This window comes from Streptosporangium sp. NPDC049376 (genome assembly GCF_044466505.1).
In the GTDB taxonomy this organism is placed as follows: domain Bacteria; phylum Actinomycetota; class Actinomycetes; order Streptosporangiales; family Streptosporangiaceae; genus Streptosporangium.
The window spans coordinates 36,768-54,739 of sequence record NZ_JBITMT010000021.1; the positions used below are offsets into that span (position 1 = coordinate 36,768).

21 protein-coding genes are annotated in these 17,972 nt (G+C 70.5%); 12 read left to right on the plus strand and 9 right to left on the minus strand.

Features of this window, described 5'->3' with window-relative positions:
• The first annotated feature begins 5 nt into the window (after positions 1 to 5).
• The gene (locus tag ACIBVQ_RS33905; protein ID WP_352013281.1) at positions 6 to 770 is read left to right on the plus strand and encodes a hypothetical protein; all 765 of its coding nucleotides are present in this window, start codon (positions 6 to 8) and stop codon (positions 768 to 770) included.
• A gap of 35 nt (positions 771 to 805) precedes the next feature.
• On the opposite strand, the gene ACIBVQ_RS33910 is transcribed toward ACIBVQ_RS33905, so the two are convergent.
• A complete protein-coding gene (locus tag ACIBVQ_RS33910; RefSeq protein WP_399182543.1) occupies positions 806 to 1,447 on the minus strand; it encodes a response regulator in 642 nt (213 codons plus the stop codon).
• 353 nt (positions 1,448 to 1,800) lie between these two features.
• Entirely contained in the window at positions 1,801 to 2,082 is a 282-nt protein-coding gene (locus ACIBVQ_RS33915) for a hypothetical protein (protein ID WP_352013283.1), read from the minus strand.
• A gap of 744 nt (positions 2,083 to 2,826) precedes the next feature.
• Here ACIBVQ_RS33915 and ACIBVQ_RS33920 point away from each other — a divergent pair.
• Positions 2,827 to 3,069 (plus strand): WhiB family transcriptional regulator, encoded by a 243-nt coding sequence (locus ACIBVQ_RS33920; RefSeq protein ID WP_386196539.1) that lies wholly within the window; start codon positions 2,827 to 2,829, stop codon positions 3,067 to 3,069.
• Positions 3,070 to 3,096: 27 nt separating this feature from the next.
• Here ACIBVQ_RS33920 and ACIBVQ_RS33925 read toward each other — a convergent pair whose 3' ends face one another.
• The gene (locus ACIBVQ_RS33925) at positions 3,097 to 4,077 is read right to left on the minus strand and encodes a DUF72 domain-containing protein (protein WP_399182545.1); all 981 of its coding nucleotides are present in this window, start codon (positions 4,075 to 4,077) and stop codon (positions 3,097 to 3,099) included.
• A gap of 169 nt (positions 4,078 to 4,246) precedes the next feature.
• Between ACIBVQ_RS33925 and ACIBVQ_RS33930 the strand changes: the two genes are divergently transcribed.
• Both ACIBVQ_RS33930 and ACIBVQ_RS33935 read left to right on the plus strand, forming a co-directional pair.
• Positions 4,247 to 5,242, plus strand: a complete 996-nt coding sequence (locus tag ACIBVQ_RS33930; protein WP_399182547.1) for an ArsR/SmtB family transcription factor — start codon at positions 4,247 to 4,249, stop codon at positions 5,240 to 5,242.
• A gap of 59 nt (positions 5,243 to 5,301) precedes the next feature.
• Positions 5,302 to 5,586 carry a DUF427 domain-containing protein gene (locus tag ACIBVQ_RS33935; RefSeq protein WP_352013287.1) on the plus strand — a complete coding sequence of 95 codons (285 nt, stop codon included), beginning with the start codon at positions 5,302 to 5,304 and terminating at the stop codon, positions 5,584 to 5,586.
• Between the two features lie 84 nt (positions 5,587 to 5,670).
• Here the strand turns inward: ACIBVQ_RS33935 and ACIBVQ_RS33940 are convergent, their stop codons facing one another.
• The 3 genes from ACIBVQ_RS33940 to ACIBVQ_RS33950 form a co-directional block, all read right to left on the minus strand.
• Positions 5,671 to 6,858 carry an FAD-dependent monooxygenase gene (locus ACIBVQ_RS33940; RefSeq protein ID WP_399182550.1) on the minus strand — a complete coding sequence of 396 codons (1,188 nt, stop codon included), beginning with the start codon at positions 6,856 to 6,858 and terminating at the stop codon, positions 5,671 to 5,673.
• Positions 6,855 to 7,697 (minus strand): SAM-dependent methyltransferase, encoded by an 843-nt coding sequence (locus tag ACIBVQ_RS33945; protein ID WP_399182552.1) that lies wholly within the window; start codon positions 7,695 to 7,697, stop codon positions 6,855 to 6,857. Before ACIBVQ_RS33945 ends, ACIBVQ_RS33940 begins: the two co-directional genes overlap by 4 nt.
• A gap of 148 nt (positions 7,698 to 7,845) precedes the next feature.
• Positions 7,846 to 8,151 (minus strand): hypothetical protein, encoded by a 306-nt coding sequence (locus ACIBVQ_RS33950; protein ID WP_352013290.1) that lies wholly within the window; start codon positions 8,149 to 8,151, stop codon positions 7,846 to 7,848.
• Between the two features lie 839 nt (positions 8,152 to 8,990).
• Here ACIBVQ_RS33950 and ACIBVQ_RS33955 point away from each other — a divergent pair.
• Entirely contained in the window at positions 8,991 to 9,851 is an 861-nt protein-coding gene (locus tag ACIBVQ_RS33955; protein WP_399182555.1) for a carbohydrate-binding protein, read from the plus strand.
• 388 nt (positions 9,852 to 10,239) lie between these two features.
• On the opposite strand, the gene ACIBVQ_RS33960 is transcribed toward ACIBVQ_RS33955, so the two are convergent.
• Positions 10,240 to 10,527 (minus strand): Fe-S cluster assembly protein HesB, encoded by a 288-nt coding sequence (locus ACIBVQ_RS33960; RefSeq protein ID WP_352013292.1) that lies wholly within the window; start codon positions 10,525 to 10,527, stop codon positions 10,240 to 10,242.
• 251 nt (positions 10,528 to 10,778) lie between these two features.
• On the opposite strand from ACIBVQ_RS33960, the gene ACIBVQ_RS33965 reads away from it, so the two are divergent.
• The 4 genes from ACIBVQ_RS33965 (at position 10,779) to ACIBVQ_RS33980 (ending at position 13,790) form a co-directional block, all read left to right on the plus strand.
• Positions 10,779 to 11,579, plus strand: a complete 801-nt coding sequence (locus tag ACIBVQ_RS33965; protein ID WP_399182557.1) for an alpha/beta fold hydrolase — start codon at positions 10,779 to 10,781, stop codon at positions 11,577 to 11,579.
• A complete protein-coding gene (locus ACIBVQ_RS33970) occupies positions 11,579 to 12,034 on the plus strand; it encodes a transcriptional regulator (RefSeq protein ID WP_362783896.1) in 456 nt (151 codons plus the stop codon). The genes ACIBVQ_RS33965 and ACIBVQ_RS33970 overlap by 1 nt, the downstream gene beginning before the upstream one ends.
• 126 nt (positions 12,035 to 12,160) lie before the next feature.
• Positions 12,161 to 13,159, plus strand: coding sequence for a helix-turn-helix transcriptional regulator (locus ACIBVQ_RS33975; protein ID WP_399182560.1), 999 nt, complete (start codon positions 12,161 to 12,163; stop codon positions 13,157 to 13,159).
• 64 nt (positions 13,160 to 13,223) lie between these two features.
• Positions 13,224 to 13,790, plus strand: coding sequence for a GNAT family protein (locus ACIBVQ_RS33980; protein ID WP_352013296.1), 567 nt, complete (start codon positions 13,224 to 13,226; stop codon positions 13,788 to 13,790).
• 326 nt (positions 13,791 to 14,116) lie between these two features.
• Here the strand turns inward: ACIBVQ_RS33980 and ACIBVQ_RS33985 are convergent, their stop codons facing one another.
• Positions 14,117 to 14,422, minus strand: a complete 306-nt coding sequence (locus ACIBVQ_RS33985; RefSeq protein ID WP_362911863.1) for a DUF1330 domain-containing protein — start codon at positions 14,420 to 14,422, stop codon at positions 14,117 to 14,119.
• 186 nt (positions 14,423 to 14,608) lie between these two features.
• Between ACIBVQ_RS33985 and ACIBVQ_RS33990 the strand changes: the two genes are divergently transcribed.
• Positions 14,609 to 15,511 (plus strand): LysR substrate-binding domain-containing protein, encoded by a 903-nt coding sequence (locus tag ACIBVQ_RS33990; protein WP_399182563.1) that lies wholly within the window; start codon positions 14,609 to 14,611, stop codon positions 15,509 to 15,511.
• 73 nt (positions 15,512 to 15,584) lie between these two features.
• On the opposite strand, the gene ACIBVQ_RS33995 is transcribed toward ACIBVQ_RS33990, so the two are convergent.
• Entirely contained in the window at positions 15,585 to 16,547 is a 963-nt protein-coding gene (locus ACIBVQ_RS33995) for a hypothetical protein (protein WP_399182566.1), read from the minus strand.
• A gap of 106 nt (positions 16,548 to 16,653) precedes the next feature.
• Between ACIBVQ_RS33995 and ACIBVQ_RS34000 the strand changes: the two genes are divergently transcribed.
• Together ACIBVQ_RS34000 and ACIBVQ_RS34005 are read left to right on the plus strand one after the other, a co-directional pair.
• Positions 16,654 to 17,508: a helix-turn-helix domain-containing protein gene (locus tag ACIBVQ_RS34000; RefSeq protein ID WP_362783909.1), complete on the plus strand. Its 855-nt coding sequence runs from the start codon at positions 16,654 to 16,656 to the stop codon at positions 17,506 to 17,508.
• A complete protein-coding gene (locus ACIBVQ_RS34005) occupies positions 17,505 to 17,912 on the plus strand; it encodes a VOC family protein (RefSeq protein ID WP_362911867.1) in 408 nt (135 codons plus the stop codon). Before ACIBVQ_RS34000 ends, ACIBVQ_RS34005 begins: the two co-directional genes overlap by 4 nt.
• The last annotated feature ends 60 nt before the right edge of the window (positions 17,913 to 17,972 follow it).

Consider the following 17,972-nt stretch of genomic DNA (forward strand, 5'->3'; position numbering starts at 1 on the left):
CTTTCATGGCAGGCGTGGCCAGTCCGCTTCAGCACGGTGACCCGCCCCACCTGGGGCCCTTCGTGCTGCGGGCGCGGCTGGGGGTCGGTCCCGCCGGGCTGGTCTACCTCGGGCAGGGCTCCGACGGCAGGCAGGTCTCGGTCGCGGTGCTCACCAGGGGCGCCGCGCACGACCCCGCGGCCCGCGACCGCTTCGTCACCGGCATCCGCGAGGCGGCGGCGAGCCGTTCGGGGATGCGGGGCTGGATGGTCAGGGCGGCCCGCGGCCGTACGGCGGTCGCGGACACGATGCCCCAGGTTCTGGCGATGGACGGCGGAGACGCGCCGTGGGTGGCGACGCCGTACGAACCGGGCAGGGCGGGGGCGGAGCGCTTCCTCGAACCGGTGCTGGTGCGCGGCACACTGATCGGCGAGCGGCACGGCCCCGACTTCGCGCCGCACTGGGTGAGCGATCGCTCGCCCGCGCTGCCCGCGCCGCCGGTCGGAGCGCCGCCGCCCGTCGAGACGCGTCGTTCCGTGCTTTTCGCAACGGCCACGCTCGCCGTGCTGCTGGTGCTGCTGGCCGTGATGCTGCTGGTGCTGCTGCGCAGGCAGGAGGAGGGGGCGCCGCCGCCGAGGCCGCGCCCGCAGACGACGTTCGTGCCGACTCCGCCGCCGGTTCCCGCGACGACCGAGCCGGGGCAGCCGACCCCCTCGCCGTCCCCTTCGGAGAGCGGTGGTGGCAGGCCGGGGCCGGGGGAGGGCGACGAGGACGACGGTTCCCCCATCTGAGGAGTCCCGCCGGGTGGCTCACGGAGCCCGCGGTGTCACCTGGGGGAGACGAAGCCCGACTCGTAGGCGGCGATTACGGCCTGGGGGCGTTCCCGGGCGTCGAGTTTGGACAGCACGTCGCTCACGTGCGTGCTGATCACGTCCGTGCCGACGGCCAGTTCCACGGCGATCTCACCGTTCGACAGGCCGTGTGCCATCAGGCGCAGTACGTCCGCCTCGCGTTCGGTGAGCCTGCCGATGCCGGGGACGGTCCTGCCGTCGCCGTGCAGGGCGGCGAGGGTGCGTACGGCGGAGGGGAAGAGCAGGCGGTCTCCGGCGGCCACGGTCCTGATCGCCTGGACGAGTTCGTCGGGGCGGGTCCGTCTGAGCAGGAAGCCGCTCACCCCGGCTCGCAGCGCCTCGTAGACGAGGTCGTCGTTGCCGAAGGTGGTGATCACGATGATCTTGGGGGGTTCGGGCAGGGAGAGCAGGTGCCGGATGGCCTGGACGCCGTCCACCGCGGGCATCCGCACGTCCATGAGCACCACGTCGGGGCGCAGTTCGCGTGCGGCGGTCAGGGCCCCGGCGCCGTCGGCCGCCTCGCCGACCACGGTGAGCCCGGGTTCGGAGTCGATGATGATCCGCAGCCCCGTGCGGGTCAGGTCCTCGTCGTCGGCGATCACCACGCGCAGGGTCATGGCCATGACCATACAGACCGCGCCCGCAGGGGCCCGCCCCGCATCGGTGGAGGTCTTTCCCGGGCCGCTGCTGTAGGGAAAGGGCAGGGCTCATCGGTGATTTACGAGCTTGCCGGGAATTGCGAGGAAAGCTGGGCTATCGCCTTTTGGTGTGGCATGCCCGTCAAGTCTCAAGTTTGAGAAGTGACATGAAAAGGCGTGCCGCGCCCGGTTTGTCGTGCTTGGGGCATGAAAAACCCCTGACGAGAAAAGCGCTGGCCAGTCACTCTTCGCGTCAGGGGTTGGTGCTACGTGAGAATCCTCGTGCCTCTATGACGGTGCCCGCTGTGCACATGAGCGGCCGTCACAGGCGCCTAGTTGTTGTTGCTGCTAGGGCTGAGGATGGGGATGTTGACGTCGCACAGGTTCAGGCCGAGGCCGAGGCCCAGGAGCAGGCCGAGACCCTGGTTGTTGGTGGAGCAGGTGGTCTCGCTGCTGGTGACGTCGACGTCCTGGTCGTGGCCGACGTGGAACGGCGGCACGTGGTAGGGCGACGGGAAGGGGTCGGTAGCAGCGGAGGCCGCGGTGGCCTGCGTCATGGCGGCGACAGCCAGGGCGCTTGCGACGGCCGCGCCGACGATAACGCGACGGATCATGGTATTCCTCCATGGAGACTAATGGGAAATTCTGGGCGAATCAGCGTGAGTGCCTTTCGGCTCCCTGCGGATCGCCAGGGACAATGATTGTGCATCGAGGGTCTGGATTTCAACGTTGTCGAGCAACTGGAAAGTAAAGTACTGAGGGTTTATCTCAAAAAATAGAATATGATCGTTTTGGCCCTTTGGGGACGACAGCGATATGTCATCGATGGCGCTTTTTTCTGTCTCCGGTGTATCTGGTACTGACATGTCGTAAAAGCGCGACAAACGAGCTCTTTGCGGGAATTGGTGCACGGATATTTCCCGACACTTCCGACGAGATCGACCACGTCGATCGCGTCAGGCGGCGTCCCGTACGCCGTGCGAGGCCGGAGATCGTGGCCCGCTCCGGCTGGGAGACGGGTGGAACGTGACCTGTGCCATATCCATGTCGTGGCCGTGTCGTGGTCGTACGGCCGGGCCGACGGGTGCCCTGAGGGCGTTCGGCGGACGGCCCGGGAGGGCCGCCGGCCTCCCGCGGCCGTCATCGGCGGGCGGGAAGGAGTGCGGAGGTTTGGAGATCGTGCCCCTGACGGGCGGCTTCTCAGGGAAATCCGAGGTCAAGACGCCCCGATTTTTCCCCCGAAAAGGTATGAATGTACTTCCTGCGGGCACGCGATCCAGAAGCCGAGCCGCCAACCGTCGAGCTTCCTCACCGTCATTGGATCGCCTATGTCTCTTCAGGGCAACGTCATCCCCATCATCCACTGGTCGCGCCGTTCTCTCTGTCTCACCGAGGACCCCGAACTCTTCTTCCCCGTCTCCACGGAGGGGCCGGGGCGGGAGCAGTACGAGCAGGCCAAGGCCGTGTGCCGCCGCTGCCCGGTGCAGCACCGCTGCCTGGAGTACGCCCTGAACACCCACCAGATGTACGGGGTGTGGGGTGGGACGAGTCCCGACGAGCGCAGGGCGGCGATGACGGCGCCCAGACGCGGGGCCAGGTGACGGATCACGGGAACGGGGCCGTACCCCTCAGCGGGGGCGGCGCGCGGCGGGGTGGGTGAGGACCCCGGCGCGGAAGGAGGGCGCGGCGTCCCCGGCCTGTCGTGACTCCTCGATCAGGGCGGCCAGCCGGGCGGCGGTGCGCTGCGAGGTGTCACCGCAGCAGACGTTGGTGAGCACGTGGGTCGTCTCCGCGCTCCGGGAGAGCGCGAGGATCCGGGAGGCCCACCGCCTGAGCTCGGTCTCGGTGTACCGGTAGGAGAAACGCTCCTCGACGTTCCCGCCCACCCACCGCGACGAGTGGCCGTGCAGGCGGACCACGGCGAGGTCGGAGGTCACGGCCGTCACCGGAGGGATCGAGGAGGGGTGTCCCTGGGGCATGTCGACGCACACGTAGGGGATGTCGTGCTCGGCGAGGAAGCCCAGGGTCGCGGCGCGGCCGGCCCCCTCCATCCAGGTCCGGTTGCGGAACTCGACACAGATCCGCATCGGCGCGCATCGGCGGGCGCATTCGAGGACGCGCCGCCTGCCGTGCTCCCCGGCGGGCAGCCACGGCGGGAACTGGAACAGCAGGGCGCCCAGCTTGCCCGCCTCGTGCAGCGGGGTGAGCGCGCCGAGGAAGCGCCGCCAGACCTCCTCGGCGATCCGCGGGCCGACGCCGTCCAGATAGAGGCGCTCCGGTACCTCGCCGAGCGTGTCCCGCAGGTCCTTGTAGAGCGCCTCGGGGCGGGTCGGATGACCGGTGAGCAGGGAGAACGCCTTGACGTTGAAGACGAAGCCCGCCGGGGTGCGGTCCCGCCAGGCCTGCACGGTCCGCAGTGACGGCGGGTGGTAGTAGGTGGAGTCGACCTCCACGATCGGGAACCGCGAGGCGTACCAGGCCAGTCGCGCGGCCGGGGTCGAGGCCTCCTCGGGATACCAGCCCGACTCCAGCAGCGACCTGTCCGTCCAGGAGGCCGTACCGACCAGAATCCGGCCCGGGCGGGCCGTCCGGTGGATGGCGTGTGTCATGCCCCGCCCCTGCCCCCGCGCCGGCTCCTCTCACCCGTGAGCCGACCGTGAACCACCCGCCCGCCGTTCGAACGCCGTCCGGGAGGCCCTCTGTGCGACCGGTTTACCGAAGTTTCCAGCTTTAGTGAAATGTCGTCGTTTCCGAGGGCCGGTCACTAGGGTTGCCCGGGTGGGGGCGGATACGGGGACACGGGTGTGGAGCGAACTGCGGGTTTCCTCGGCGCCGAGGGTCTCGGTGTCGATCTCGCCGAATCTGACGGCTCTGGCCGTGATCGCCGACGCGCTGGCGGGCAGACGGAGGGGGCTGCCCGAGCGGTGGCGGCGGGTGATCCAGGAGTCGGTCGGCCCGCAGGCACGTGAGGCGGTCAGGCCGCTCGGCGCGCCGGGATACTCGGTCGTCCCCGACAGCGTGGTGCCCCAGACCCCGATCGAGGGCTTCTCCGTCGCCTCGCAGGCCGAGCTGCTGCGCGCGGTACCCGAGGAGCAGCTGACCGCCGACCTCGAACAGGCCTTCGGCGAGCAGGGGGTGCCCGAGCACTGGCGCTGGGCCGCCGACCGGCCGAAACGCTGGCTGGCGGGGTACGCGGCGGCGCTCGGGGACGTGTGGGACGCGACGGGGCCGGTGTGGGCGCGAGCCGCGTCCCTGCTGGACCGGGAGGTCGAGCGGGTCGGCACCGCCGTCGTCAGGGGCGGCCTCGACGTGCTGCTGAGCTCCCTGAGCGAGCGGATCCAGTACGGCGAGGACGGGCTGCTGATCGCGGACCTGGAGCCGAGCCGGTACGACCTCGGCGACCGCAGGATGATCCTGGTGCCGATGCTGGCCGGGCGTGACGCCGTGATCGTGAAGCTGGACCACCCCGAGGTGGTGTGGATCGCCTATCCGGTCCCCGGAGCCGAGACGCTGTGGCACGGGCCCAACCCCCGGGCGGCCGACGAGCTGACGGCGCTGATCGGGCCGGTGCGCGCGGCGCTGCTGCACACCCTGGACCAGCCCGCCACGATGAGCGCCCTGGCCGCCGGGGCGGGGATGGTGCCCAGCGCGATCACCTACCACTGCGAGCGGCTGGTCGCGGCGGGCCTGGTCAGCCGCGAACGGCGGGGCCGTGAGGTGTGGATCGTCCGTACCCGCAGGGGCGAGGAACTGCTGGACCTGTTCCGGCACTGAGGCCCGCCGGGGCCGAGGCCCGCGCGATCCGTCGCGAGGGCGTGTGCGAACCTTGGCCCATGGCTACTGCGCGCTGGAACGGCGAGATCATCGCGGAAAGCGACGAGACGGTGATCGTGGAGGGCAACCACTACTTCCCGATCGAGTCCGTCTCCTCCGAGTACCTCAGGCCGTCGGAGACCACCACCGTCTGCGGCTGGAAGGGCACGGCGAACTACTACACGCTGCACGTCGAGGGGGCGGAGAACCCCGACGCCGCCTGGTACTACGCGGACCCGAAGGAGGAGGCCGCCCAGATCAGGGGACGGGTGGCCTTCTGGAAGGGCGTCGAGGTCACCGGCTGAGCCGGCTGCGGGACGGAGCGGAAAAGGAAAGGGGACGGCCGCGGTGCCGTCCCCTTTCCCGTGGCCGGGCGCCGGCGCACCGGTTCAGTGCACCAGTTCGGCCTCGACCTCGTGGCCGTACAGCCAGGCGTTCTGCCGCAGCGGGTCGCCCTTGGCGAAGCCCTCGTCGCGCCTGCGCTGTTCGGGACCGTCGGGCAGGTGGTTGACCACCTCGCGCCCCCGGCTGCCGAGCTGCACCTGGGAGGCTCTCGGCTTGCGGATCTCCTCGTAGCGCAGCAGCGCCCGCGGCGCGGTCTCCGGCGTCGCCTCCCGCAGGCATCCGGCCAGGACCGTGGCGTCCTCGACCGCCTGGCAGGCCCCCTGACCGAGGAAGGGCAGCATCGCGTGGGCGGCGTCCCCGAGCAGGGTCACCCGCCCGTCGGTCCAGCGGTCGAGGGGGCCGCGGTCGTACATGGCCCAGCGCTTGGTCTCCGACGCGGCGGCGATCAGTTCCCCGAGCCGGGGGTCCCACGTCTCGAACTCCCGGGCCAGGTCCTCAAGCCGGCCGTCCGTCGTCCACGACTCGACGCGCCACTCGCCGGCGGGCACGACCGCGACGACGTTGACCAGCCGTCCCCGGCTGACCGGGTAGTGCACGAAGTGCCTGCCCGGTCCGAGCCAGATCGTCTGGGACGGCCTGGTCATCAGGGAGGGGGCGGCGTCGGCGGGGACCAGGCACCGGTAGGCGCACAGCCCGGAGAAACGCGGCGGCGCCTCGGTCACGACCGTGGGCCGTACGGTGGAGTGGATCCCGTCGGCGCCGACGACCACGTCCGCGACGGCCGTGCTCTCCCGGCCCGCCGAGTCGGTGAGGGTCAGCTCGACCTCCCGCTCGTCCTGCCGCAGGCCGGTCAGCCGCCGGTCGAGCCGTACGATCTCCTCGGGCAGCGCCTCGGCCAGCATGGCCAGCAGGTCGGCCCGGTGCGCGACGTAGCAGTCGACGCCGTACAGCTTGCGGCACTCCGCCCCCATCTTCTGGGCGAACAACACACTGCCGTCCTGCCAGCGCCGCATCTCCCAGGCGGTCTCAAGGCGTACGGCGAACTCGGCCAGCCGTTCGCCGAGCCCGGCCCTGACCAGGGGGCGCACCATGTTGGGGGCGACGATGATGCCCGCGCCGACCTCACGCAGCTCACCGCTCTGCTCGTAGACGGTCACCTCGACCCCCGCCCTGCTCAGCAGCAGGGCGGTGGTCAGCCCGCCGAGTCCCCCTCCGACGACGGCGACTCTCATCGGGCACCTCCGCTGTTCACAGGCCCCGCCAGACGGCCGAGCCCTCCGTCAACTCTGATTCTGGACGGTCCCCCGCCGGGCAGCGGCGGCAGCCCGTCGTCGTCGGAGCGCCAGTCCTGTACGGGCACCAGCCCCGGGGCGAGCAGGTCGAACGGGCCGAAGAGCGCGCGGACCCGCTCGTGCGGGCGGAAGGTCACCTGCATGGGGGTGTTCGCCGTTCCCGAGGACAGCTGTGCCCGCGCGGCGGGCGTGCTCTCGGCCATGACGTGTGAGAGCGCGAGATGGCTGCCCGGCGCCACCCGCCGGGCGAACTCCTCGACGAGGCCCTCCGGGTCCTCCTCGTCGGTGACGAAGTGCAGCACCGCGACCATGACCAGGCCGACCGGCTCGGAGAAGTCGATCAGCCGGGTGACCTCGGGGTCCTCGACGATGTAACCGGGCCTGCGGACGTCGGCCTGGACGCTCGTCACGTTCTTGCCGCCGGCCAGCAGCACCTCGGCGTGCAGCCGTACGACGGGGTCGTAGTCGACGTAGACCACGGTGGCGGACGGGTCGGTCGCGTGGGCGATCTCGTGCACGCTGGGGGAGGTCGGGATGCCGGTCCCCAGGTCGATGAACTGCCGGACGCCCTGTTCGGCCATGACCTGGACCGCTCTGACCAGGAAGTCGCGGTTGGCCCTGGCCGTCGTCCTGGCGTCGGGGGCGACCGTGAGCAGCCGTTCGGCGAAGGTCCGGTCGACCGCGAGGTTGTCCTTGCCCCCCAGCAGGTAGTCGTAGACCCGCGCCGAGCTGGGCACGGTCGGATCGACCCCCGGGGGAACACGTTCCAACTTGGTCACCGCGACTCCTCCGTCGGCGAAGGCCAGCGCGTTGATCATACTGGTGGAATTACCACTCAGGATGGCTTATCAGGACCAAGTATCCGTTCTCGCTATCCCCTTCCGTACGGCCCCGCCAACGGGCGCGGGCCGTACGGAAAGAGGGTGTTCAGCGTGTCTGGACCTGGACGGAGACGATCTGGTGTGCGGTGATCCAGGTCGAGGAGGTCGTGCCCGCCGGGGCCCATTCGCTGTAGATCGGGATGTATCCGACCTCGGCGAGGAAGTGCTTCTGCAGGACGAAGACACGGTGCTCGCCCGTGCCACCCGAGCAGTAGCTGCTGGCGGTCTGGCCGTTGATCTGGTAGCTGCAACCCGTTGGGGCCGCCGAGGCGCTCGTCGCGGTACCGGTCACCATCGTGGCGGTCAGCAGCGCGGTGGCGCAGACGGCCGAGACCCGGCTTCTGGCGTTCATGCGTGACTCCTGGGGGGTGGGCGTCGGGTGTGCCGCCCGCCTTTCCGGTCCGCGCCGGGGTCGCGGCCTTCCTGGGCGGGCAAGAAGGCGGCCCCCGGGGCGGGGCGCGCCGAAGTCGCCGTCGAAGGCGATTAGATGAGGATGATGTCGCAGGTCAGCGCGCTTATGGTTAGGAAAGTTTCTTTAAAGAAAAGATAAACCGGGTCTTGGGGGGCGTCAATATCCCGTTTGGGGAGTGCGCGGGCCGCCGTTTTCCTGTCCGGATCGGGGGTCGTGCGGGTCCCCCGGTGACGGTGCCCGGGAGGCGGCGGGTCTTGTGGCGGGTGCCGGTCACATCTGTCCCCTCGCCGCCACGTCTGGGCTGTCCGTCCCCGGATGGCCATCACTTCGGGTGATCCCCCCGGCCTCTTCTCGTGTCCGCGGGAGTCGTGAGGTCGCCGACAAGAAGGATGGAACGGTCTAGAGTGTGCTCTCCAGGCGTAACCCCTTGTACGCGGCCAGAAGCAGGGAAGGGCGAACGGCTCGGCATGGTATTACGGACCCGCCGATTCCAGCAATTCGCCCGTGGCCGAAAACGGGCGGCGCGAGATGAAAATCATCCGCGAACGCCTTGACCTGCTCGTTTACTGGAAAAAGGTGCATAGCGTGAAGTTATAGAAAACTGTGGGGTTCAACCCACTCCCGCACGGTGTCAGCTTTGGTCCAGTCCAGGCTGCCTGGTTCGTTCGGCCCGCCCGCGGCGGCATCGCACATCGCCGGTCCCTCACCGGCCTCGTCGGCGCCGTGCGCGGCCGGGAGGAGCGGCCAGGCACGACCCCCCGAAGGCCAAGGAGGCCATTGTGGACGCCGAGAACACCCCCGTCGAGGAATTCGACGAAGAGAATGACACCAGGGGCATCAGCCGTAAGACCCTGCTGAAGGCCGCCATCATAGGTGCCCCGATCCCGCTGCTGATGGGTGGGGTGCCCGCCCTGGCTCGGGACGCCAAGCAAGAGGGCAAGCTGCTCGACCCGACGCCGTTCTGCGGCACCGGCGACCCCGCCACGATCGCCCAGACCGAGGGCCCGTACTTCAAGCCGGGTTCCCCGCTGCGCGACACGCTGACCGGCGCCGGAACGCTGCTGACCGTGAGCGGTTACGTGTTCAACCGCTCCTGCCAGCCGGTCGCCAACGCGCTGATGGACTTCTGGCAGGCGGACAACGCCGGTAACTACGACAACTCCGGCTACACCTTCCGCGGTCACCAGTTCACCAACGCGCAGGGCTTCTACAAGCTGACCACGATCGTGCCGGGCCTGTACCCGGGCCGCACCCGTCACATCCACGTGAAGGTGCAGGCTCCCGGCCGGGGCATCCTGACCACGCAGCTGTACTTCCCGGGCGAGCCGCGCAACAGCACGGACACCATCTACGACTCGCGTCTGCTGATGAACGTCAAGACGGTCGGCTCGGGCAGGGAGGGGACCTACGACTTCGTGCTCAACTTCACGGGCACGCCGCAGACCCCCACGCCCACCCCGACCAACAGCAGCACCCCGACCCCGACCGGCAACCCGGGTGGCACCTGGGCCGCGGGCACGAGCTACGCCGCCGGAGACGTCGTCTCCTACGGTGGCTCGAACTACCGCTGCATCCAGGGCCACACCGCCTACCCCGGGTGGGAGCCGCCGAACGTCCCCGCCCTGTGGCAGCGCGTCTGACGCGCCGGCCCGTCATGACCGGTGTCCGCGTGCGCGCGGCCACCGGTGCCGGATACTCCGGCCGGCGCACCGTGGGGCCGGTGCAGCGCGGACCGGTGGGCGGGACGGCCAGCCGTCCCGCCATGGCGGCGGTCTCCTTCCGCCGCGCCAACCCCGTAGTCACCGTGCCAGGGCGGGCGCTCATCCGGTGACACAGCGGGACGCGCGGGCGGCGGGGGACCGGCGCCGCGTCCGCGGATCGGGTGCCACGCCTGGGCGTGGCACCCGATCCCGTCGTGGTCTTCCCCGGTGCGCCCGGACCCTCCCGGGTCCGCACCCCCTTTTTTCCGGGGAACGCCGGGAGGCGGCCCGTCCGTCCAGGACGCGCCTCCCGGCGGCCAGGAAGCGGTCAGCGGTTCTGCTCGGTGACGAGGAAGGCCACGGAGCCCCCCTCGCCGATGTCCGCGTCCAGCGCCTTGTCGTCGAGCATGTCGGCGGCCGCGCGGTCCAGGAAGATCCGGGCCCCGTCCGTCTCGACCACCTTGTCGTCCGTCTCCGGGCCGTTCACGACCGACAGTGTCAGTGAGCCCGTGCCGTCCGCCTGCGAGGCGATCCGGACGCCGGTGTCCTCCGATTCCGCCACCTGAGAACTGAGGTCCCTGATCACCTGGGCAGCGGTGTCCGTCAATGTGAGCATTGTGACTCCTTGTCGGGATCTCGGGTTGATTACTCGCCCTTGCCCGCTGTGAAAGTGCCCAACCTCCTCGCCGGTCGTTATTTCCTCCGCCGTGCCGTACGAGGTCCCGGACGGGAAACCGGTGCCGAGGAGTTCGGTGGCGCTTGGCGACGCCTGGTGGCGCCCTTCACGCGCTCACCCGAACGGACGCCTCGCCGGGTGGTCGGCGAGGGTGGCATCGCTATATTTGCTATATTTAGTACATGCTAAATATGACCGATGCGCTGTCGTTCGACGGGTGTGACCTGCGTTACGGCGACAGCGGCGGTGAGGGGGTGCCGGTGGTCCTCACGCACGGCGCCGGGGCCGACCACGTGATGTTCGACGCCCAGGCCGAACATCTGCGCGTCCGGGGGTTTCGCGTCGTCGTCTGGGACATGCGCGGCCACGGCCTGTCCCAACCGGCCGCCGGCCCGTTCACCGCGGAACGGGCGCTGGCCGACCTGCGCGCGCTCATCGAACACCTGGCGCTGGACCGGCCCGTGCTGGCAGGCCAGTCTCTAGGCGGCAACCTCGGCCAGGCCCTCGTCCGGCGGGACCGCCACCTGGCGCGGGCCCTGATCGTCATCGACTCCGCATGGAACACCGGGCCGCTGTCCTGGGGCGAACGCGTGCTGCTCAAGATGGCCGCGCCGATGTTGCTGGCGCTTCCGGCCAGGCGTCTCCCGGAGCTGATGGCCAACGCCTCAGCGGTCACACCGTCCGCCCGGGCGGACGCGCGGCGCGCCTTCTCCCAGATGCCCAAGGAGGACTTCGTCCAGGTGTGGAAGGCCGCCGTCGAGCTGGTCGTCCCCGATCCCGGCTATCGCACGCCCGTTCCGCTGTGCCTGATCCGCGGCCTGCACGACCGAACCGGCAACATCGCCTCGGCCATGCCCAGATGGGCTCAGGCCGAAGGTGTCGAAGAGATCGTCATCCCTGACGCGGGCCACATGTCCACCCAGGACAATCCGCGAGCCGTCAACGCGGCGATCGAGACGTTCCTCGACACGCTGACCCGTCAGGAGCGGTGATGGACGCCGACAAGCGCGACTCGTTCACCGTCTCGGTGGGTGACCTGCTGGCCTCCTGGAACCTGCCGCACGCCACCGGCCGCGTCTACGGGCTGCTCCTGGTGAGCGAGGAGCCGCAGTCCCTGGACACGATCGCCGCCGAGCTCTCGCTGAGCAAGGGATCGGTGAGCACCGCCGTGCGCCAGCTGGACTCCTGGGGGCTGGCCAGGACCATTCCCCAGCCGGGAAGCCGCAGGCTCCTGGTCGAGGCCGCCGGCGGAATCGCGTCCCTGCTGGAGGCCAGCCACGCGCGCGCCGGGACCCTGATCGCCGCCCTGCGAGAAGGAGAGGACCTGGTCGGCCCCGGTCCCGCGCGACGGCGGCTCCAGGACGTGATCGGCCTGTTCGAAAGTTATGTCGACGTCGGAAACCAGATGCTCACCGCGTACCGCAGGCAGCGGGAACGCCGGCCGTGAGCTCCGGCGGGTCGTCCTCGCCGGACACGTGGGGGAGGGGCACCCGCCCGGGGGACACAGGGGGACACATGGGGGCATCGAGGACACCGGGGAACGCTGTGGGGCGGCTGCGGGACAATGGTGCGCATGCGTGCGAGTCGCCTGCTGTCACTGCTGCTGCTTCTGCAGACCCGGGGGCGGATGACGGCCACCGAGCTCGCGGGAGAGCTTGAGGTCTCGATCCGCACGGTCTACCGGGACGTCGAGGCGCTGTCGTCGGCGGGTGTGCCGGTCTACGCCGACCGGGGGCCCGCCGGGGGATACCAGCTGCTGGACGGCTACCGCACCCGCCTCAACGGCCTGACGGCACAGGAGGCCTCCTCGCTGTTCCTCGCGGCGCTGCCGGGGCCCGCGGCGGAACTGGGCCTGGGGGAGCTCGCGGCGAACGCCGAGCTGAAGCTGCTCGCCGCACTGCCGCCGGAGCCGCGTTCCCACGCCACCCGGATGCGCGAGCGCTTCCACATGGACGTCCCCGGGTGGTACCGCGACGCCGACGAGACCCCTTTCCTGGCCGACGTCGCGGAGGCGGTCTGGGAACAGCGGCCGATCCGCATGACCTACCGGCGCTGGGGGCCTCGCGAGGTCGTACGGCTGGCCCAGCCGTACGGCCTGGTGCTCAAGGGCGGGACGTGGTACCTCGTGGCGGCGGCCGACGGGGGAGGCCCGCGCACCTACCGCGTGTCGCGGATCGTGACCGCCGAGATCCTCGACGGCCGCTTCGAACGGCCCGAGGGCTTCGACCTGTCCGCGTTCTGGAGGGACTACTCGGCCGAGTTCCGTGCCCGCATGCACACCGGGCACGCCCTGGTGCGGGTCGCGCCGGAGGCGATGAAGATGCTCCGTTACGCCGTCGGCGCCGAGATCGTCGACACCGCCCTGGCCGACGCGGAGCCGCCGGACGAGCGGGGCTGGACCACACTGCTCCTGCCGACCGAGTCGACCAGGCACGCCCACTGGCTGCTGCTGCGAATGGGCGCGGACATCGAGGTGCTCGAACCACCCGAGCTGCGCGCCATGATGACCGAGACGGCCGCCGGGCTCCGCGACCTGTACGGTCCCCGGGAGGAGCCCGGAGAAGGCGTCTGAACAGCGGAGACGCCGGGAGGAAAAACCGTCGCCCATCGCAGGGCCGCTGCCCTACTCTGTCCGGATGCCGAAGCCTTTCTCCCCCGCCTTTCCCATTCGCACCGCCCGTCTGATCCTGCGCCCCTTCACCCACGACGACCTGGAGGAACTGCACGTCATCCGGTCGCTGCCCGAGGTCGCACGGTACGTGCCCTGGGAGCCGGGTGACCTGGAGAAGACCGCCAAGGCGCTGGAGGCCAGGATCGGGCAGACGACGCTGACCGAGGAGAACCAGCCGCTCACCGTCGCGGTCGAGGTGGCCGAGACCGGCGAGCTGATCGGCGACGCCATGTTGTTCTGGGTGAGCGAACAGCACCGCTGCGGAGAGGTCGGCTACGTCTTCCACCCCGCCCACCACGGCAGGGGATACGCGACCGAGACGGTCATGGCCCTGCTCGAACTCGGCTTCGACGGCCTGGGCCTGCGCCGGATCATCGGCCGTCTCGACACCCGCAACGAGGCGTCCGCCCGGGTGCTGGAGCGCGTCGGCATGCGCCGTGAGGCCCACCTGGTGGAGAACGAGCTGTTCAAGGGGGAGTGGACGGACGAGTTCGTCTACGCGATCCTGCGGCGCGAATGGGAGTGCCGGTAGGACCCGTGCGACCAGGTACACCCGTTCAACGGATCTTTCCGTGATCGTCGGGCGTACGTGGTCGTGCACGGCCGGTGCTGATCCGGATTCGTGAGGGTCGCGGCGGCGTGGCCGACCGCTTCGCGAGAGAGCCGGACGCCGCGTGCGCCATCCCGGCGCGCCCCCGGGCTACTTCGGCGACGGAGGAACCGCAGGTCGAAACCCCTCGAAGTCAGACTCTGAGCAGCCCCGGCGGGGCACACTGCGCCCCGGTCATCGACGCCTGGTGTTCGCTGGACCGATCTGTCGCGTGGGAAGCGGTTCGCCCCGGGCGAGGGCGGGTGTGGTCAGCCGACGCCTTCGACGATGCGGAAGTCGCGCTCGACGCCGTCGGGGAGGGCCACCAGCGCCTTCTGGTACGCCTCGCTCTCGTATGCCGCGACGGCCTGTTCAAAGCTGTCGAACTCGATCAGAACGACGCGTTGCGTGATTCCGGCCTCGTGGGCGACGACTCGACCGCCACGGGACGGCAGGAGGGACAGGTTGCGCCCGCCCCCAGCCTGGACAGCCAGACCGGCCAGCTTGTCGTAGGCGGTCAGCCTCTCAGGGTCGGAGACGGCAGGGTAGACACTGACCCAGTAGCCCTTGGCCATGGAAACCTCCTGTGTTCGGCCGGACACGTCCGGCTTCGAATCGGCACTCGGATCGATCGATCCCGGCGGCGGGTACCGCGGTCGGCCGAATCGCCGTACGCGCAGGTTAGGGCTTGACGCGCGGCCGAGGGAAAGACCGGTCCGGGATAGACTCAGAACGGATCGTTATCAATCGGCAGGGGGCACATGGCGCCGGACACGGTGAGCCTGCGGTACTTCCTGGTGCTGGCACAGGAGCTGAACTTCACCCGCGCGGCCGCAAGGATCGGTATCGCACAGCCCGCGCTCAGCGCCCGGATGCGCCGACTGGAGGCGGAACTCGGTACGGCCCTGCTGGTCCGCAACACGCGTAGCGTCGCGTTGACCACGGCCGGGGCGGCTTTGGCGGAGTCCGCGCCGCCCGCGCTGGCGGCGCTGGACCGGGCATGGGACACCGCCCGGAGCGCGGCGGCCGGTGAGCTGGGCACGCTGCGCATCGGATACAGCCTCACCGCCGGGGCCGAGACGGCACCGGCCCTGGTGGACAGGCTCATTCGCAGCAGCCCGGGACTCAAGGTCGGCGCGGTCCCGATGGCGACACCGGAGATCTGCCCCGCGGTCGCCGACGGCCGCATCGACGCCGGGATCACCCGCGGTGAACAGCCGGGCCGTGGCGTGCGCCGGTTCCTGCTGCGGCGTGAGCGCGTCGGGGTCCTGCTGGCGCGGCACCATCCGCTGGCCGAACACCCGGAGATCGAGATCGCCGACGCGGCCGCGTATCCGCTGCGACTCCCGGACCGTGCGGCCAACCCCGTGATCTACGATCAGCTGTCCGCGCTGTTCCGAGACACCCGGCCACACCCCCGGTTCCACACGCCCGCGGTCACTGTCGACATGTCTCTGCGCGACCTGCGCGACGGGGTCACCCTCGCCCCGGGCGGAGAAGCCGCGGTCACGGCACAACCGGCCGGTCTCACCTGGCGGCCGTTGCGGGGCGCGCCCAGCCTGACGATCCACCTGGTCCTCCCACGTGAGCCGTCGCCGCTGCACCGCCGCATCCGTGCCGTCGCCAAAACCCTGGCGCACGAACTGCACTGGCTGCCGGACTGACGCGCGGGAGGTCAAGCGAGACGGACGCCTGCGGTGGCGGGCCGAAGACCTTGCCCCCGTCCGCTGACCCGGCTCAGTCCTCGATGTCCGGGTTCGCCGCGAGGACGTGGTCCCTGAGCCGTCTGAGGCGCGGCAGGAAGTCACGGACCCGCAGCGCCCGTTCGCGCAGCCCGGCGGCGGAGCCGACGCCCAGGTCCTCGGTCAGGTCGAGGAAGCCGGGCATGAACGCCTCGGCCGCCCCGGGGCCGCCGTGGGCCAGGATCTTCAGGCAGCGGGCGTAGGTCGCGGCGATCCAGAAGACCGCCTCCCGATGGTGCCCGCGAGCCAGAAGGTCGTGACCGCCGCCGACCGCGATCGGCCGCGCCGCCGCCGTGACGTCCGAGGCGAAGGGGTACGGCGTGGCGGGCCCGGCGGAAGCGGCGTCGAAGGCCCGTGTCATCGTCCCCAGGTGGTGCGCCACGCGTTCCGGGGTCAGATGCGCGCAGCCGAGCAGCGCGAGCAACTCCTCGTGGGCCTCCGGCCTGCCGTACTCGATCAGCAGCGCCCGTGCCGCCAGGTAGCGCAGCCGTACGGTGGGATTGCGCAGCCCCGCGGTGAGCAGGACATGCGTGGTCACACCGGTCGGGAACAGCCAGCCCGTCACCCGGTCGTACGGCGGAGCGGAGACGTCGAGTGCCGCGAGCCCGTCGGTCACCCTGCGCTCGGCCTCCTCGCAACGCCTGACGACCCACCTCCGCCTGGCGTAGTCCCCGGCGGCCGCGGCCCGCAGCGCGGTCAGGGCACCCGTGGGGTCGGCCAGGACCGTCTCTCCCCGCAACGCGCCCGCGAGGTGGTAGGAGGCCAGGATCTCCTCACCTGAGGGCATCGGTTCCCAGCCCAGATAGGTGACTTCGAGCAGGGCCCCGCCGTAGCGGAACTTGCCGGGCTTGCGAGGGGTCCGCCTGGCCGAGAGGACGACCATGACGTCGACGTCGGAGGAGGGGGAGAGCTCGGCGACCCACCGCTCCGCCACCGCTCGTGCCTCTCCAGCGTTCACCGGTTCATCTTATTGATTTACTTTGTAAAGGAGCCGGGTCCGGACAAACCCGTCACAGCGGAAACCACAAATAAACTGGCCTTGAGGCCGGGAAGCTGGAGGCGGGATGGAGTTCGTCGTGCAGGCGCCACCGCCTGTTTTGCGGCCCTTTGTCGCGGGCTACACCGGCTATCGGGAGGCGGGGCCGGAGCCGAGGGTTCACCGTGGCCTGCCGTCGCCGTACCTCACGTTGATCGTCACCCTCGACGAGCCGCTCGTGATCGCGGTGCGTTCCGATGGGAGGGCGGGGCCGGAGCGGTACGACGCGTTCGTCGGCGGTCTGCACACCAGCTCGGCGCTGATCACCCATGACGGGCGTCAGTCGGGCATCCAGCTGGCGTTGACCCCGCGGGGTGCGCGGGCGCTGCTCGGCCTTCCCGCGGGGGAGATGGCGGGCGCCGACCTGCATCTGTCGGAGGTCGCGGGAGGCTGGGCGGGGCGGTTGCGTGAGCGGGTGCTCGAAGGCGGGGCCGGCGGCTGGGCCGGGCGTTTCGCGGCTCTCGACGCGGAGTTGCTGGCCCGGGTGAGTGTGGAGCGGGTGATGCCGGCCGAGGTGGCGCGTGCCTGGGGGCTGCTGACGGCCTCCGGTGGTACGGCGAGCGCGGCCGAGCTGGCCCGCGCGGCGGGCTGGAGTGGCCGTTACCTGAGCCGGAGGTTCGCCGCGGAGATCGGTCTCCGGCCGAAGGAGGCGGCGCGGGTCGTGCGTTTCGACCGGGCGCGGCGGAGGTTGCGGCGGGCTGCGGCGCTGGGGGAGAGGCTGACGCTGGCGGATCTGGCGGCCGGGTGCGGTTACTGCGACCAGGCTCATCTGGCCAGGGAGTTCGGTGCGCTCGCGGGGTGCCCGCCGAGTCGCTGGCTGGCGGAGGAGTTCCGAAACGTCCAAGCCTGGGGTGCCGCGCTGGCGGAAGACTCGGGTTCATGAGCAACAACACTTCACAGCCCCGGGTGTGGCCCATGTTGCGTGCCCGGAATCCTCGTGATCTCATCCGTTTCCTCACCGAGGCGTTCGGTTTCGAGGAGAGCGTGGTGTACGGCGACGGCGAGCGGGTCGACCACGCCGAGCTCTCCTGGCCGCTCGGCGGCGGTGTCATGCTCGGCGGGACGCGCGACGTAGCGGACGATCCGTGTGGGCTGGTGCCGGGTACGTTCGGCGCCTATGTCGTGACGGACGCGCCCGATGAGCTGTTCGCCAGGGCGGTCGCCGCGGGGGCGCGTCCGGTTCGCGAGCTCACGGACACCGACTACGGTTCCCGTGACTTCGTCGTCGCCGATCCTGAGGGCAACCGGTGGTCGTTCGGTACCTACGGGGGGCATGTCGCGGAGTGAGGCGCGGGCCACGGGGTCGTCCCGTGGCCCGCGCGTTCACCGGCCTTCGGTTCCGGCCAG